This is a genomic window from Paenibacillus azoreducens, from assembly GCF_021654775.1.
Classification (GTDB): Bacteria; Bacillota; Bacilli; order Paenibacillales; family Paenibacillaceae; genus Paenibacillus_AQ; species Paenibacillus_AQ azoreducens.
The window spans coordinates 6,262,322-6,278,279 of sequence record NZ_AP025343.1; the positions used below are offsets into that span (position 1 = coordinate 6,262,322).

17 protein-coding genes and 1 pseudogene are annotated in these 15,958 nt (G+C 47.1%); 1 reads left to right on the top strand and 17 read right to left on the bottom strand.

All coding sequences use genetic code 11. From position 1 onward, the window contains the following. Positions 1-2 precede the first annotated feature (2 nt). The 7 genes from L6442_RS27905 to L6442_RS27935 all read right to left on the bottom strand — a co-directional run bounded on the left by L6442_RS27905 (position 3) and on the right by L6442_RS27935 (position 5,930). The gene (locus L6442_RS27905) at positions 3-2,516 is read right to left on the bottom strand and encodes a phage tail tape measure protein (RefSeq protein ID WP_237100107.1); all 2,514 of its coding nucleotides are present in this window, start codon (positions 2,514-2,516) and stop codon (positions 3-5) included. A 314-nt stretch (positions 2,517-2,830) separates the two neighbouring features. Beyond that, on the bottom strand, positions 2,831-3,241 hold the full coding sequence (locus L6442_RS27910; RefSeq protein WP_228100941.1) for a phage tail assembly chaperone: 411 nt from the start codon (positions 3,239-3,241) through the stop codon (positions 2,831-2,833). 60 nt (positions 3,242-3,301) lie between these two features. Next, complete coding sequence (locus L6442_RS27915) at positions 3,302-3,769, bottom strand: phage tail tube protein (RefSeq protein ID WP_194230646.1); 468 nt, start codon at positions 3,767-3,769, stop codon at positions 3,302-3,304. Beyond that, positions 3,769-5,100, bottom strand: a complete 1,332-nt coding sequence (locus L6442_RS27920) for a phage tail sheath family protein (RefSeq protein WP_212978153.1) — start codon at positions 5,098-5,100, stop codon at positions 3,769-3,771. Before L6442_RS27920 ends, L6442_RS27915 begins: the two co-directional genes overlap by 1 nt. A gap of 1 nt (position 5,101) precedes the next feature. Then, entirely contained in the window at positions 5,102-5,299 is a 198-nt protein-coding gene (locus L6442_RS27925; protein ID WP_212978154.1) for a hypothetical protein, read from the bottom strand. Then, positions 5,292-5,720 (bottom strand): phage tail terminator family protein, encoded by a 429-nt coding sequence (locus L6442_RS27930; protein WP_194230649.1) that lies wholly within the window; start codon positions 5,718-5,720, stop codon positions 5,292-5,294. The genes L6442_RS27925 and L6442_RS27930 overlap by 8 nt, the downstream gene beginning before the upstream one ends. 36 nt (positions 5,721-5,756) lie before the next feature. After that, positions 5,757-5,930 (bottom strand): hypothetical protein, encoded by a 174-nt coding sequence (locus tag L6442_RS27935; protein WP_194230650.1) that lies wholly within the window; start codon positions 5,928-5,930, stop codon positions 5,757-5,759. Positions 5,931-6,976: 1,046 nt separating this feature from the next. Here L6442_RS27935 and L6442_RS33200 point away from each other — a divergent pair. Beyond that, positions 6,977-7,857 (top strand): annotated as a pseudogene (locus L6442_RS33200) (IS3 family transposase). Between the two features lie 281 nt (positions 7,858-8,138). Here the strand turns inward: L6442_RS33200 and L6442_RS27950 are convergent. The 10 genes from L6442_RS27950 to L6442_RS27995 all read right to left on the bottom strand — a co-directional run bounded on the left by L6442_RS27950 (position 8,139) and on the right by L6442_RS27995 (position 15,880). Beyond that, complete coding sequence (locus tag L6442_RS27950) at positions 8,139-9,074, bottom strand: glycoside hydrolase family 25 protein (RefSeq protein WP_212978155.1); 936 nt, start codon at positions 9,072-9,074, stop codon at positions 8,139-8,141. Further along, entirely contained in the window at positions 9,055-9,339 is a 285-nt protein-coding gene (locus L6442_RS27955) for a phage holin family protein (RefSeq protein WP_212978156.1), read from the bottom strand. Before L6442_RS27955 ends, L6442_RS27950 begins: the two co-directional genes overlap by 20 nt. Positions 9,340-9,355: 16 nt before the next feature. Then, positions 9,356-9,604 carry a hemolysin XhlA family protein gene (locus L6442_RS27960; protein WP_212978157.1) on the bottom strand — a complete coding sequence of 83 codons (249 nt, stop codon included), beginning with the start codon at positions 9,602-9,604 and terminating at the stop codon, positions 9,356-9,358. Between the two features lie 109 nt (positions 9,605-9,713). Then, a complete protein-coding gene (locus tag L6442_RS27965) occupies positions 9,714-11,702 on the bottom strand; it encodes a peptidase G2 autoproteolytic cleavage domain-containing protein (protein ID WP_212978158.1) in 1,989 nt (662 codons plus the stop codon). A gap of 1 nt (position 11,703) precedes the next feature. Next, entirely contained in the window at positions 11,704-12,261 is a 558-nt protein-coding gene (locus L6442_RS27970; protein ID WP_237100423.1) for a YmfQ family protein, read from the bottom strand. Between the two features lies 1 nt (position 12,262). After that, complete coding sequence (locus L6442_RS27975; protein ID WP_212978159.1) at positions 12,263-13,417, bottom strand: baseplate J/gp47 family protein; 1,155 nt, start codon at positions 13,415-13,417, stop codon at positions 12,263-12,265. Further along, a complete protein-coding gene (locus tag L6442_RS27980) occupies positions 13,417-13,872 on the bottom strand; it encodes a DUF2634 domain-containing protein (protein ID WP_212978160.1) in 456 nt (151 codons plus the stop codon). The genes L6442_RS27975 and L6442_RS27980 overlap by 1 nt, the downstream gene beginning before the upstream one ends. Next, positions 13,865-14,251, bottom strand: a complete 387-nt coding sequence (locus L6442_RS27985) for a hypothetical protein (RefSeq protein ID WP_212978161.1) — start codon at positions 14,249-14,251, stop codon at positions 13,865-13,867. The genes L6442_RS27980 and L6442_RS27985 overlap by 8 nt, the downstream gene beginning before the upstream one ends. Then, positions 14,244-15,221 (bottom strand): XkdQ/YqbQ family protein, encoded by a 978-nt coding sequence (locus L6442_RS27990; RefSeq protein ID WP_212978162.1) that lies wholly within the window; start codon positions 15,219-15,221, stop codon positions 14,244-14,246. The genes L6442_RS27985 and L6442_RS27990 overlap by 8 nt, the downstream gene beginning before the upstream one ends. After that, on the bottom strand, positions 15,218-15,880 hold the full coding sequence (locus L6442_RS27995; RefSeq protein ID WP_212978163.1) for a LysM peptidoglycan-binding domain-containing protein: 663 nt from the start codon (positions 15,878-15,880) through the stop codon (positions 15,218-15,220). Before L6442_RS27995 ends, L6442_RS27990 begins: the two co-directional genes overlap by 4 nt. Positions 15,881-15,958 lie beyond the last annotated feature (78 nt).

The following is a 15,958-nucleotide window of genomic DNA, read 5'->3' on the forward strand; positions in this document are numbered from 1 at the left end:
CCTTATCCATATACAGCATCCACGGACGAAGCTATATCCTGTTCTAGCTTTTCAGTGATATGGGCAATAATGGTGTTGATGTCACTCTCTTGACGTATATGAGTATCTCCAAAGTTGATCGATGGCTTAAGAGTTACGAAATTTTGAATATTATTCAGTTCCGCAAGCTCGCGCATCATTTTGAGGTCTTCACTGCTGATGTCAACCTTACTATTGATTTTATCAACCTGACCAACCTTACCCACTGTCTTAATGTCTTTACCATCAACACCAACACCGGCTGTGGATATCATCGGCTTAGGGTTCGAAGGTCCAGTTGGAATGGGCGCTCCCTTAGCGCTCTTAACAGCACTACCATTGTCGGAAGGAATTTGTGGTTTTCTTTGAGCTGCTGCCTCGGCCTCTTTCTTAGTTCTTTTATCCTGGCGTTCTTTAATGAAGTTCTGAACTTTTTCCTCGCGTTCGGCTGCCCTCTGTGCAGCATCTTGTCTCATACTATTAAGATCTGCAGCCCTGGACTGCCTCAAGGCTTCAGCCTCTGTAGCTGCAGACGCTGAAGTATTTAGGTGCTTTAAAGCTTGAATGCTTACACCGGGAAGTTTATTCAACTTATCAATAAGCCAATTTATTTTATCGATTACACCGTTCGCTAAAGCATCAACGATTTTAAGACTCTCAACCCTTGCCATATCAAATGCATTTGATATTCCGTACCCTATCCATGTAAAAAAGATGGGAATCTGATCAAAGAAATTAAGAATACCATTCCAGGTTCTATACATCGCTGCAGCAAAGGCATCGTTTGTATTCCATAAAGCGATAAAAGCTGCGATAAGCCCGATAACAACTGCTGCGATCAGAACGAAAGGATTGGCATCCATTACTGCATTGAGTATGGCCTGTGCCACGCTAACAAGCTGTGTTAACAGAAGTAAGCTCCCCAGAGCAGCCACAACCCCCCAGATTATCGGTTCGATCCAGGACCAATTGTTCATTATGACATCTGAGAGCCAAAGAGCGTTTTCTATCAAAAAGGCGACCATTTGTGCCGCAAAGGAAAGGCCCATGGCGAAACTGTCAAAAAACGGTTGGAATCTCCCAGATTGGAATGCTTCATTAAGCATCATTATTAAAGGAGTAATGGCCTCGATCGAGCCTTGCCCTGCATCTGCAAAGCCGAGAGCGAAGCTCCGTTTGAATTGCTCCAGTTGAAATCCGAGATTGTTCTGCAGTGCTTCTGCCGCCTCTGCCGTAGCCCCTCCGAAATTCCCCAATCCATCCTCCCCGGCTTGCATAGCCAGAATAGCGGAATCACCAAGTTCTTCCCACATGCTGCCAAATAAGTCGACACCGATCTTATTACGCTCGATCCCATTATCCATTTTGCCGAGGGATAATAGCACTGCTTGATACGCTTGGTTTGCTGTTTCTCCTCCAGCCGCAATTTTAGCAGCCGTTTCATTTGCATTTAGTCCTAAAGCTCCAAGTGATTCTTTACTGGAATCAGAAAGATCCTGAAGCTTAGTAGAACTTTCTTTTACCGCTTCGCCAACCTTGTCCAAGTTCAAGGCACCTTGCCCACTACCTGCAATAAGCGTCGCAAACATTTGCTCGGCAGACATCCCCAGACTAGCAAAATGTGCAGCATAATTGTTAACCGTATCGAGCATATCACCCGCATAGTTCCCGCCTCGTTGAAATCCGGTTGTGATTAAGTCGAGCGCCTGAGTTTCGTTCAGCCCCTGAAAGTTTGCCATCAGGGTACGGGTGACTTTGGATAACTCGCCAATGTTAGTCTCACCTTTAGCAACCTGCTCCACCGCGTATGCTGACTTTGTGAAGGCTGCTGAAGCTTCTTCCGATAATCCGCCTAGATTTTGGCGTACAGTGGCAGCATTATTACTTACAGCCTGAAGGGATTCTCCCCAGCCCGCAGCATAGATATCCTTAACCCCCTGCATGAGCGCTGCTGCTTGGCCCTCGTCAATTCCAACCTGGGCTTGTAAACCTCCTTGCAACTGTTGTAGTTGGGAAGCACCTTTGATAGCTGTTTCTGCAGCATCTACAAGTAGTTTTTTGCCAAATTTTCCAAGTTCACCGATGAAACCGCTCCCCCCGCCGCCAGGACCTCCACCAGGGCCATTTCCACCAGGGCCGCCTCCATCAGGGCCGCCTCCACCATTTTGTATTGCCTGAGTTAGATTCTCAATTTCCGTACGCAAGCGTTCCATTGAAGTATCAGGACTCCCCATTGCGCCAGATAACTGAGCATTTACGTTTAATTGGACATCTGCTTCGATTCTCACTATTTGAGCCGATATTCGACTTCCAAGATGAGATACGTCACGAAGGACTTGGGATGGGTCTAAACGTATTTGGACATCTCTCAAAGGCCGCTCAACCAATAGACGCATCCGTTCTAGGCTGACGATCGTTGTTTGAACTTGATTATCAACTCGGCGTAAAGGCGCACTGAACTGGTCAATCATCATTAATTGAGTTGTGTTCGTGGCCACATGGAACTCCTCCTTCAGCAATAAAAAAAGCACCCTACTTTTGGAGAGTGCTTTATCAATTCATTTTTGTCTTTCGTGCTTGGAAGCTAGTAGGCCCAAAACTATGTTTTCGGTTCCATATTACTAAATTCAAGAAATAAACTACTACCTCTTCCTCTTCACTCGTTCCTTTTTCTCCTTGTCGATCCGGATAGAAATCATCGCGTAAATGGTTGCTCGCTCCCTATCTGACATTGACATCAAGTCTTGCGGAAGAATATGCAGCTCATGGAGGGCGTAATATGCATAATTTGCGTCCGCATCGCCCTCATTGATTAGTTTTTTACTTCATCCACCAGCTCGTTCATTCCTACGTCAAAACCACTCAATTCATTGATTTTTTGGACAAGTGTCGACAATTCTCCGGCTAACAATACGCGCTGAATATAGTCCTCCGGAGTGGCTACGCCCAACTTTTTAATGGAATCGGCATTCTTGAAATCCGGATTGATCGTGTTGTTAATGGCAATGCTCAGATTAAATTTCTGCGAATCAAATTCGATATTTTTACCTTTTTTGATTTGCGTAGCTTTTTTACGGATTTCTTCGAATTCTGCCGGTGTCATGGCCTTGATCATAAATTTGAGAGGATTTCCCTGCTCGTCTTTGAAGCGCGGAGAGATTGCAACCTCCTCTGTCAGATTTTCTACCGGATTAGCATTCAAAAAATCTTGCAAGTTCATCATTTAGTCGCCTCCAAGTAAATTTTCTAATATAGAAAAGCGCGACCAGATGGTCGCGCCCCATTATGCCCCTGTAATTTGGTTAAACTGGTCCTGAATATCATAGTCGTGGAATGTGAATGGCATTTCTTCTTCGAGCATGTCGTCACTGGTTGCATCGAATCTCGCAGCAATCACGCTATCCAGGTTGCAGCCCTTAAGGACCGTTGTTTGTTTTCCTGTTGAACTGCCAGGCTGTTCATTGACAACCATCAAATCAAACCAAAAGTCCTTGCCGGTTTGAATGTACTCTCTCATTAACTGGCGAAATGTCGAGGATGTATAATAAATGGTTAGTGTCCCCGTTCCAGACCACCCAGCAGAACGCTGAGGAGTGTTGGTTTTGCCCAGTATCGGTACATCTACTTTGTTTTTTTCAATCGTGGCTTCCAGGCTCTTTGCATAAAACAATTCTTCTACGCGCCCGTTAATTGTGGCGTACGCCTTAGCCATTTTACCGCTGATAGCATCCATTTCTCTAAAAAGTGGCATTATAACACCTCCACAGTCATGTAAATTTTCTCGATGCTGTCCACCGGCTGAATCGAGAGTTCTACCAGAACGGAGTCAACATCAGCACCAGAAGACACCGAGATGTCGGTCTGGGAATCAAAATTCTGAATAGCTCCAAGCCCTTGTAAAGTGAGCAGATATGACACAATCTCTGCCTTTAAGAGTGCCCGGCCATCAGCGTTGTTTGACACTTTTCCAATATAAAATTGGTTAAAGATCTGCTTGATATCGTTGCCGAGGCTATCCAAGACGCGCACTACCCTGTTTTTCGAAAAAGCTCGGCTGCGATCAGGTGTGAAACTTTTCAAAGTGTTGATATCCTGCTCAATCACTGCCGTTCCATTGACGGCTGTAATAACGAGCTCACCTTTATTTAGCGCTGCGATCGTCTCACTGTTGGACAGACGTGGATATGCGTCCACAGCATTCGGAATCGCCTTATATGTCAGTGATTCATTGACATTCGCGGCGGCTTCCATAGCAGCAATTTCCCAAAGAAGCATTTCAGGCTCTACTTTAAGACCATCCGGAGTGATAATGCCATTTTTCAAGCTGATGATCCCTTCGAAATCAGCCTGTGGGTAATCCACCAATACCGCCTGAATTTTCTTGCCTTCCTCTTCACGTTGACGCCGCACATAAGCTGCGGTGAGCTGCTTACTCATCGAATCGGTCAACGGAACGCCCAAGACGTTAAATTGATACCCTTCAAAAACCGACAATGCCGCCGAGAAGTCCGCGCCGCTTGCGGAACCATCTGCACCGCCTGTCAGCTTTACGCCTGCTGTCGGCGTAGGAGTGCCAGTTCCAGACCAATCGATGAAAGCATTCGACTTCAGGTCCTCAATCTTGGTAACCATCTGTCGATCTACCTCTTCTCCATCCAGCATTGTCAGCACGTCAAATACTGCCGGGTTATCAATATTGGTCTGTACAGCGATCTGCAGATCGTTTCCACGAATGCCGCCCCATTTGGCCGTAGCTGTCAGCGGGCCCTCGGTTACCGTGGCCTTAGCCGCCCCGGAACCACCTAGACGATACAACAAGACCGTTTTGGCATGGTTAACAGCGGATGTAATATGCCGAATGCGCGAATCCGTCGGACGGAAGCCGGTAAGCTGCAGCGATTTTTCCATATATTCTGATGCCTCGAGCACGATTACGCCCTCCGGATCGCCCCATGACAGCGTGGCCGGGAATGCGACGATTCCCCGCTCTCCCAGGCTGCCAAGTGGCTGCGGGCTCGCTTTAAAATTGATATACGTTCCGGGTCTGACTTTATTTTGTGCTACCCATGTTCCTCCTGCCATCCTATCTCACTTCCTTTCTCAGATACGTCTCCAAGGCTTGTTTCGCCTGACTGTCTGTATATGTTTTTTCATCCTCCAGAATGGCAGCCAAAATGTCGCGCTGCGCCGGCGTATACCGGCTGGAGGAAAGAAATTGGACTTTCGTGTACGCCGATGCCATTGAAGCCTGATCGGCCATTTGCTCATCTTTTTTAACCATGAACATTTCCCTCCTGTTTAAGTGTCTGCATCTTCGAAGTGTCGGGTGGGTGTTCCCAGACAAGAAGCGAATACGTAACAAAAAAATGCAGCACTTCTTCGGTGATTTTAAAATACATGCCTTTTCCGGGCCAGCGCCGCCCGCCGATGTCGATCCACTTGAGTGCCGTGGTCAACTCCTCAGCCATGGCATACATATCCTCATTGCCACGTTCCGTGGAAAAATATTGGACCACAAATGGATGTTCCCGTCGATACCTTTGGCCGAGTTCCTGCTTGTGTGAAGGCTCAAGGAAGCGCACAAAAAAACGAGGAGGATCAAGATCTTGTTTGATCTCCTCGCCAGATATCGGGACCTGCGGAAATGCCGCATTAAGCGCCGCATGGACCGCATTTCGGACGTCGTTATACGTCACTTTCACAGCATTACCTCCCCAAATATTTCTCAATAAACTCTTTCATCTTACGCTCCATAATGGCCGGTAGTTCACGTTCAGCTCCTGGACGCTGATCGTCATCATAAACTTATCTTCTACCCAACCTTGATCACCTGGAGTATAATGACCGTGCTCAACATAGGAAGAGTAATAAACTGGGTTGAAAACCTCAATCTCGGCCCCTGTGGAAGTCATAGTCACTCGCCCGCCCTATCGTCATCCTAGTCGCAGAGCCCTATCGTCAACAGGGGTCCGTTGGACCGTCTTAGCCAGCAGGCGGTTGGCCAGTTCGGTTACACATTCTCCCATCAAATCTGGAAACGCCCCTTACATTTCCTGCAAATTGTCTCCAAACTTGATAACCTCCGAAAAATCAAAGCTCCCGATTCTACCCATAATATTCACGCCCAATTCTTAGCCGGCAGATTGATATCCTGGTGAAAATGGCTTATCGATGCTATAGAGTTCAATTTAGCCGGTAAAAGCCGTGTAACCGACAGTCCGCGGATAAAGCTGCAACCGGATACCTGCCGATGACCTGTCCAGGAAGACTTCCAAATTTCTTCGTTGAAGCCGATGACGCCATAAGGCTAACCATTCCCGCCAATCGGTGGCATCACATCATAAATCTGGTCCTGCAGTTCCGGGATGAGGATCCCGATTTATCTGCTTCACCGCCGCTCTCATGCTGCAAACGGCCGGAACGTTCTCCCGCTTGAGAGCTGACCAAATCTGATCCACCGTTTTGATTGTTTGCGCAATTCGGCTCCTCCTTTCCGCATCTTTTTTGCCGGAAATGAGCAAGAAGGGCAATTTTACCACATTCAAAAAAACTGGCCCTTACGGCCGGCTTACATTCGACTGTGCGTCTTCGGTGTGCCCTCTTGTTATCATTTCCGATAATACTATCTTACACCCTAAAATCGGATGCACAGAAGGCAATACGGATGAATTAAAGCGTTTTGCGGGATGAAAATAGTACGAATGCACGTTCGCATTATCTTCATCAACCTATTTTATCTCTTTTCCATCCAAACCCATTGTTTAAACGACCGGTCGATCATCATTTCCTTATCCTAATGCTATATGCAACAAAAAAGGATGGGGCTCCCCTGAACTGGTATAGACTGGACACTTTTAAAAAAAGGTGTTCAGTCTATGGGTATCTTTTTGGATACTGGAGTAAGCATGGAGGGATGGCATGAGTAAGAAAAACTTCTTAGTGAAGGAATCGTGAACTTTTGTCTAAGAACAAATATGTAGGCAAAATCAGTAAAAAATCAATCACCTTTACGGATGAGTTCAAGCGGTTATTCATCGAAGAGAATATGGAGGGAAGACGCCTAGAGAGATCTTTGAGAGACATGGACCTGATGTAAATATCATTGAACGAAAGGTGGCTGGTAGTCAGCGGGATAAAGCAAAATACAAACGCTAATTTTGAACTCATAAAAAGCGTAGCAGATCAAGGATATCGCCGAATGACAGGATATCTATGTCAACTACTTCAGGTTTCTCGTTAGGGGTACCGCAAGCCTAATCCGTATAAACGCATAGCCAAAGCCACGTAGGAGCATCGCATACTCCCTAACTGCTTGCAGCGAGATTTCAGAAAAGAAAACCCTGGACTTGCACTACTTACCGATACCACTTACCTGCCTTACGGCCCTCTGAAATGGCTTATTTGTGAACCATTCTTGACGCTTCCACAGGGCGAAATCTTAGCCCATAAACTGTCCGATCGAATTACACTCGATATTGCCACAAATACGGTTCATATGCTTTTAAGAAATAAGCGTATAAAGCTACACAAGGAAGCATTTATTCACTCTGATCAAGGAAGCCACTACACTGCCCGACTTACCAAAAACTATTGAAGAAACATGGTTTGGGCCAGCCTATGTCCAGACACAGAAACTGTTGGGACAATGCCCCTCAGGAATCCTTTTTTTTGCCATATGGGGGGGATCATGTGGATCATCGAAACTGCCAATCCCTTTCTGAAATTCAACATGAAATCAAACAATACATTCATTATTACAACTACCAAAGATATCAGTGGATCGAAAAAAGATGACTCCTGTACGTTCAGTATAGGAATCATCTTTTATCAGCTGCATAAACAACAATTACTCTTTTTTTCAAAGTGTCCTTGACAAAGGGTACAGTTCATTTCCGGGTCTGATTCTACATTTTGCGAGCGGATTCGTTGTGATTTTACAGACCTAAAGAGTGATTTTGAAAAGAGGAATTTTGGAATAATCAGTGATAGGATAGCAGAAATTGAGGGATTTTGTATGAATGGATGTTTTAAAAATAAAATCTCCCCTGTCCGAAAAAACTGGCAGGGGATTTATTATACAATCGAGATTTGAGAAGTCTCTCTTTTTAAGCACCCATATTTCATGCTTTCAGCTTCCGAATCGCTGCCAAAATATCAGGATCTAGAAGCCCGATGTTATACATCATTTGCAGCGCCGAAAGTTCCGGAACGGATTTATCCGCCGAGGTTGCAATTGCCTCTACGCCTTTTTGTTTACCGGATATCACCGCAAGTTCAGCCCATTTTGGCAAAGGCTCCTTGCCTGACATATTCAGCTTTTTCTCCAGCGCTGTGATTCTCTTTTCCAGTTCCGCGACTGTTTCCATCGGTTTTTCACGCTCCGGTGTTGTCTTTTTTCCATACTTTGCTCTCAGATCAGAAACTGTTCCGGCAAACTCATTCAAATCAACAGGGCCGTTGATCCCCGCCACCTTGCGGTCTCCATTTGGCAGCGTGCCACCGACTTGTCCGTCGCTGTACTGCCAAAAATCCCAACGTTTCCAGCCGGATGCATCCACTGGCGCCTGATTGCTGTAGCGGGCAATCCATAATGGATAATCGCTTAGTCCGCTAAAATTGCCTATAAATGCCGGATAGGTGTACAACATGGGCGTCACCCCGGTTAGCCGCCGGATTTCCTCTAAAAAAGCTTTGGCATTAGCGGTAAGGGTCGCTTTGGATAAATTCTGCTTGTTGCTTTCATAATCCAAGACAAAAGGCAGTTCAAATAAGTTCGCTCCACCAGCCGCTTGAATCGCTTGATAAAAAACTTGCGCTGCAGCCCGGGCCTTGTCTACCGTAGTCACCGCATCGTCCATGTAATGGTACGCGCCAACCATTAGCCCCGCGGCTTTAGCGCCTTTGACGTTAGCTAAGAATTGGGGGTCTATTTTGTTTTGGGTCGCTTTGATAAAAGCAAAAGAGATTCCAGATGTCGCTACTTTGGGCCAGTCAATGACGCCTTGCCAATGCGATACATCGATTCCTTGGGCGTTGTTATTGTTTCGGGTTTGCATTATGTTCCTCCTTTTTCGTGGCTTGTTTTACAAGTTGGTTGCCATAGACTGCAAACGCGCCAGCGAGCACGCCTTGAATCAGAGCTTCCGGTCCAAAACCAAGCATCCATACCGTGATCAGCACCGCAACCAACGTCACAATATATACAATCGTCCAATCAGGTACACGCGGCGTTTGTTTAAGCACATACCCGATCACCCAACAAAGAGCAACTACAACTAGTAATCTGGTATCGATTAGACCGTAAATGGTGTCCCAATTCATTTAAATCATCCTTTCATTATCTGAGTCCGCCGGAAATGATAAACCCAGCAATCGCTAAAATAACAGCCCCAGCGAAAGTGCGCCAGAGCCATTTTTGATTATCTTCGATTTTGTCGAGCCTGTGATGCGCCGATTTTGCCGAGGATAGCGCCTCTAGGGCTGTCTCGTTAGCTGCAATTGCCTTATCCAACTTCTCGTTCATACCGTTGACCTTTTCCTCTACTCTTGTGATCCGCTGTAGCACTTCTGCTTCTACTCCATCCATCCCTATTCACCACCTTACAAAAAGTAATGCCCTCGGGCAGGACCCGAGGGCAAAATAAAAACACCTATTGGCGCTCATTACTGCTGCGCACTTTCATCTTGCTCTGACACTACTTAATTACAACACGAATAATATTTTCAGCAACTCGTTCCATCACCCGATAACCTCTGTCACTTGCTGTAGCAATGCCATCATCATTACTCTGACAATAACCATTAACTTTACAAGTTCCATCGTCTCGAACTAGAAGTTTACCCATCATACCTACAGCACTCCATTCAGGACGCTTTTCACGTCGTGTGTAATATTCATCTGGGTTCCACTCAGGGTTTACTAATGGTTGCCATTCTTGTTTTGCTGATTTGATTTCAATTGTTTCTTCGTTTTCTGTGCCATCTTCTTCATTGATTATAATTCTTGTTTCGGTAACAGCAGGAACATCTATCAAACCATATCTTGTGCGACCCCAATCATCTGTAAGAAATCTTCCTTTCCAGTTTAGATCATGATTGTCACCAATCACTGATGGATTCGCACTTACAATTCCTAAAATATAGTCGTCTTTTGATGTTACTTTTCTGATATATTCTCCATCAAGTGTAACAAAATAACCAACTCTATCTTCATTGTCTTGGTTTTGATCTAACCATTCAAACATTTCAGCGTAGTCTGCTCCGTTTGAGGAATATGATCCTGAACTATACATACCGCCTCGATATGAGATTCTTGCAGCTAAACCTTTTGCATTATATGAACCATTTGCTAGATGCCATGAACCAGTTTCCTTTGCATTTCCATATTGGCCCATAATATGGGAGCATTCATATCCATTAGTATCGGTTCCAAGCCCTTCAGCATGTGTGAAGTCACCGCTCGCTATCGTCTCTTTTCCTTCAGAGTGAGAAGCCCAACCAGTTGCTTTTGTATTTCTTCCTTCCGCGTGGGCATCTGCTCTACTCGCTTCTGTTCCGCATCCTTCGGCATGAGAATACATTCCACTTGCAATTGTACTCGTACCCTCCGCATGGGATGAATTTCCATCTGCTATCGTGTCACTTCCTTCGGCATGCGCCCAGTACCCAGTTGCCAATGTTTTAAAGCCTTCAGCATGAGAGCCGTCACCTGAAGCAATTGTCTCTACCCCCTCAGAGTGCGATGGATAAAAATAGGTATAGATTTCCTTCTCTTTTAATATATACTTCAATTTTTTATCGATTTCATTTTCTAGAGTTACAGTTTTTTTTGTGCTATCTGAAGAAACGATTTTTACTTTATAGGGGGATATCTCTCGATCTTCGCATACTGCCCACACGAAATCACCAGGTTTAAAAACAGCTTCGAAAATGTACCCATCCAATGATAAAAATAATGTTCTATTTGCATTGTCTTGAGATTTTACTATTCCAGTATAACTGTTAGTTGCTATTGTTTTATTTCCTTCGGCATGAGATACGTAACCCATTGCAAAAGTATTGCGTCCTTCCACATGGGAATAATCACCACCAGCTATTGTTTGATAACCTTCTGCATGAGAATACATTCCTCTCGCTTTTGTATTGCCGCCCTCTGCATGGGCAGTGTCACCACTTGCCTCTGTATTATATCCTTCCGCATGAGAATCAGAATTACTTGCTTTTGTTAGATATCCTTCTGCATGAGATCTACTCCCACTCGCTATTGTTTGATATCCTTCTGCATGAGAGTAGTCACCACTTGCCGTTGTATTTAGACCTTCTGCGCTAGAGAATCTTCCAGATTGTGTTACACCAGAAACCTGTTTGTGAGTAGTTGATGCCAAATGTGTAGTAAGGTTATCTTGTGCCACCTTCCCTTGATCATAAGCTGACTTGATTGCCTTCTCCGTCGCCGCCACATTCTCCCGTGTACCATCCGTTGCATTTGACAACTGCACAATCCCTTTTTGAGTCAGAGAAGCGTCTGGGATTTTAATATCCGCCAGCCCATCCTGCACATCCTTCACAGCTTTATCAATCTTATCCCAGTTATCATTCAACATCGTTTTGATATTAAAAGTATCGTTTCCATCCGTAACCGGGTCCTTTTTCAAAAGCCCCAGATTCGGTGTATTACTAGCCATTTCATGCACCTCCTGCAAAAATCGATAATGGTGTTTGTTCCATTTGAGACAAGGTCATCTTTTCATGAATATCGCGGATCAAGAGATAGTTAAATTCAAATTTCACTGCCAAGTGTGCTGGTTTGATCTCTTCGATGGCCGCTTTCAAATCCTCCAGGTTCGGCGGAATGCCGACGGAATCAATGAATTTGACAGTAAAGCCCCATTGCTCGGGCTGAAAAGAAACCGCAACTTTGCCGCCGTGATAGGCTTCTGCCACGTTTTTCACCAGGCTCCCGGAGAACTTGCCCGCTCCCCGCAGCTTGGATTCGATGACAGCCCGCCGCTGGTCGAGCGGCTTGGACAGATCGGTGGGAATGCCAAGTTCGAACTCCCAGCGGCTTAAGCCCCAGGTCGCCGTACGCACAAAAAATTGCGCAGCCGCTGCCTCCAACGCCTGATAAAGCAGGTCCATTTCGCTGCCCTTGGCATCCATATCGGCCTGCATTACCCGGGAGTTCTCGTAATAGGCCGGCAGATAAGAAAACAGCTCGCGTCCCCGCAAGCTGCTCATCACCATATTATTCACTTACGCTCACCTTCCCCAGCACCGCCACCTGACCGGACTTGATTTCGATGTTTTGCTGCTCGGTATTGCCGTTAATGGACAAATCCGAGTAGTCCACGATGATCGGAATGTCGAGGAGGACCGCAGCGATTCGCGTATAACGCACCAGCGGGTCCTTCCGGTTGAAGGCGATCTGCTTCAAATAGACGGTAACCCCCTCCTCGATTAGCTTCCGGATTTCATCTAGGGTCGAAGGCTTTTCTTTGGTCCGCTGTACTTTTACGGAGATGTTAATCTTCACTTCCTCCGCAGGCAAAACGGTCACGATCGGCCCTGCCGGCGCCACACCTTCGCCTTGTCCATCCTGGGTCGGGTCGACATGCTTCTGCACTGCCGTCACAATTTCCGGGCTTGCTGCATGCTTGTCCGTATCCAAAAGATACAGCGCAACCGTGCCCGGACCTTTCCATAATGGAACTACTTCCACACCGCCAACCCCGGCGATTTCATTGGCCCACTGCATGTACTGCGCCTTATTGCCGCTTGTCCCTTGACTGCGGACTTTGGCATAAAAACGCTCCAACAGCGACTGGTCCGACTCGGTATCCGCCCCGCTTCGGGTCGGTTCCGGGTTGGTGACAGAAGCAATTCCGCTAATCGCCGAGGACATCACCTGAATGACGCCTGCGGGCACATTGCCGTTTTTGCCTGGAGTGACCGCGCGAATCGCGGCGCTTCCTGCACCGGAGTCATCGAGAATCACGGCTGCCGTTGTTTCAAATTCAATGGAAGCTTCCCCGGAAATCTCGTCGGCAGGAGTAGCGATAAAAGTACCCGCAGGCACTTTCGTGCCCGGCTTCCCCGTAAAGACGACCCGCCCGGATGAAGCTACCGCCGCCCGTCTCGCGATGCCATGCTCAGCAGTCCGCAAATCCAACTCTGCGGAGCGGAATTTGTCGTCATCGCTGGCCGCCGTGCTGGCAAACCCGCGTCTGAGCAGCTCCTGCGCCCAAATCGCCGCCTCGGACAGCATAAACGCCACCGGAGCCTGCGCATCCCAAATAAAAGAGCCTTCCGATTTATCGATATCCGAAGGCACTTTACCTAGCATACGGTTTAATATTTCTTCTTCCGTCTGTTCCTGCAAATATTGCGGTAAATCCGCCATTAGATCACCACGCTTTCCAATGTTTCGATTTCATCACGGATATTTGTAATCCGGCAGCTGAACCGGCATGTTTCCCCTTCCCAGGCAAAAACAAACTGATCCACGCTCTGCGTTCTTGCATCCGCCAGCAGCGTTTCGGTTACCATCCGCCGGATTTCGCTTTCCTGCAAAGCCCTGCTGGTGCCGCCGATCAGGTCCTCAAGCTCGCTGCCGTAGTCCCGTGAATAAATAAGATGGCGATAACGCGGGGTCCGGATGGCTTTTTCGCACCAGATGACCCAGGCTTCTTTGTCGTCTGCCACCGCCATTTTGCGGGTCGGAGACATAACGAATTCCCCCTTGTCAAAATCGAAGCGCCAGCTTCGGCCAAACACGGCCCCGCCAGATTCCAATTCTTCAGCGACAGGTTCGTCTGTCCAAACCATATCCGGCGTGTCGGGAAATAAATTAGCCATTTGCGCTCACCACCTTACACACCACCACAACGTCATTCCCTCCGTTTACCTGAACAACAAGCACACGATCCCCCGGTTTTAGGGCAAGCTTAAGGCTGACATCTTCAATTTCAGTTTTTTGAAAATCAAAAGAAGTCTCCCCCCAATTGTGTTCAGCAGACGTCGCAATGCCATTCATATTATGGCGGGGAACGGAAAACAGTCCCGGCAGCTCTGCGACCATATAATCCTGAAACTCATGTTTGAAATCATCCAGCTTCAGGCCGGTTCCGGTAATAGTGCCAAGGACAGCCCCAACACCCCCGAGCGCCTGCTTGGCATGCTTGCCAACGGAGGAAAAAAGCGCGGATGCCAGTTGTCCGTAAGGATCTTTATTCAAGATAAAACCTCCTTTTCACGTCATCATAGGTGCCAAGCTCCAGCGACATGCTGCCCGGATTCCCCAACTCCCGGCTGACCGAGATGACCAGCAGCTTGAGCGAACCGAACATCACGGCGTCCCCGGCGCGGATCGTGTTGATATCCGGACCGTTCAGGGAGATGGTCTGCTGAATTCCCCGCAGCTTGCTTTTCGCCAGCTCTGTGGCCGCCGCTTTCGACTTCACTTCATCATCCTGGATAATCGCCTGAAGCAGACCGAATTTATCGGTATCCTTCTTCTCGATCGCCATCACTTTGGATGGTACCTCTTTCCCGGATTCGCTGGCAGCGGTTGCGAGTACTTTCACTTGAGTTGCAGCCCCCTCGAGCGTGCGTGATTGAGTCGTATCCGTGACATGCTCCAGAATATACACATCCTTATTTGAGCCAAGCTCGTAAAGCTCCAATCCCGATGAAATCATACGGGGGTGGTACAGCTTCCCGCCAGCTTTTGCTGTCTCCCTTAGATCGGCAAACATACTGGCATAAATGGACTGCGTCCGATATACCGAACGGCCAAGCTTTTTGCCTGTATCCGGCAGTTTGGCGATTTTCAGATTCCAGTCGGCTGCATATTTTTTGAAGCGTTGGCTCGCGGTCTGTTTGGCCGGGAACAAATATTCGTCCTCAGATTTATCCAAGTAAATCGTCCTGTCGTAAACCGTCAGGGTAATACGCTTGGTTCCGTTATTGCTGCTTTCCACTTCCCAAACGACACCCGGATGCAGCAGCGGTACATAGTCCTTTTTTCCGTAAGGAATTCCGCTGATCCGAATAGACATGCCCGGGTTGATCGGGGGCATATCCGGCGTCGCCACCATGTTCACAGTTCCTTGATAGGCAACCTGCTCAAGCGAATCTCGCAAATTGATCGCCTCTACCAAAGCGGACAAATCATATTTATCCTGCAAAATAACCTTGTAACTCATGGCAGCACCAGCTTCTGTCCCGGTTTAATCGCATTCGGGTTATTGCCGATCAGCTTCTTGTTCAACTGATAGATCCGGTTCCATTCCGAACTATTGCCCAGCTCCAGCTTTGCGATTTTGGAAAGCGAGTCGCCCGGCTTCACCGTATAGGTTTTGTTTTTGGCCTTCATATCGACACGCGGCTTCTTATTGATTGCGGTTGCATTTGCGGCTTTGCCATTGCCTGCTCCTGCTGCGGTTTTCATCACCTTCAGCTCTCTCCATGTCCGGAGCGTGATTTCAAAGGACACATCCCCCGGTTCGCCGCCACGGAACGTAGATTGATGCGAAGCTACAAATACCGGCACATTCACGGCCGTTTTAGAAATAATAAAACGCAGAGGCGTTTTTAACGCCAAAAATTCATTCAGCTTGTTCATCGCCGTCTGTGGATCAGGAAGTTCTTCCTCTTTTCCCCGGCAAAAGGATTCATCGAATGTTTTAGGAAAAAAAGAGGCGAAGGAAATTTCCTTCACCTTATCCCCCTGCGGAAAATCGAATTCCCCGGATGACAAAATATTCACTGTATCCAGACCCTTTTGCCTTGAGATCGTAACTTCTTCCGGGTTGACCGGAAACAGAAAATCTTTCCCTTTGCCGTCCCTCAGCACAAATTCCATTGCTTCCGCCTCCCTCCTTTCAGCAAAATTGACCAGCAAACCATCTATATAAGTTAAACTCATGATTTTAACAATGAA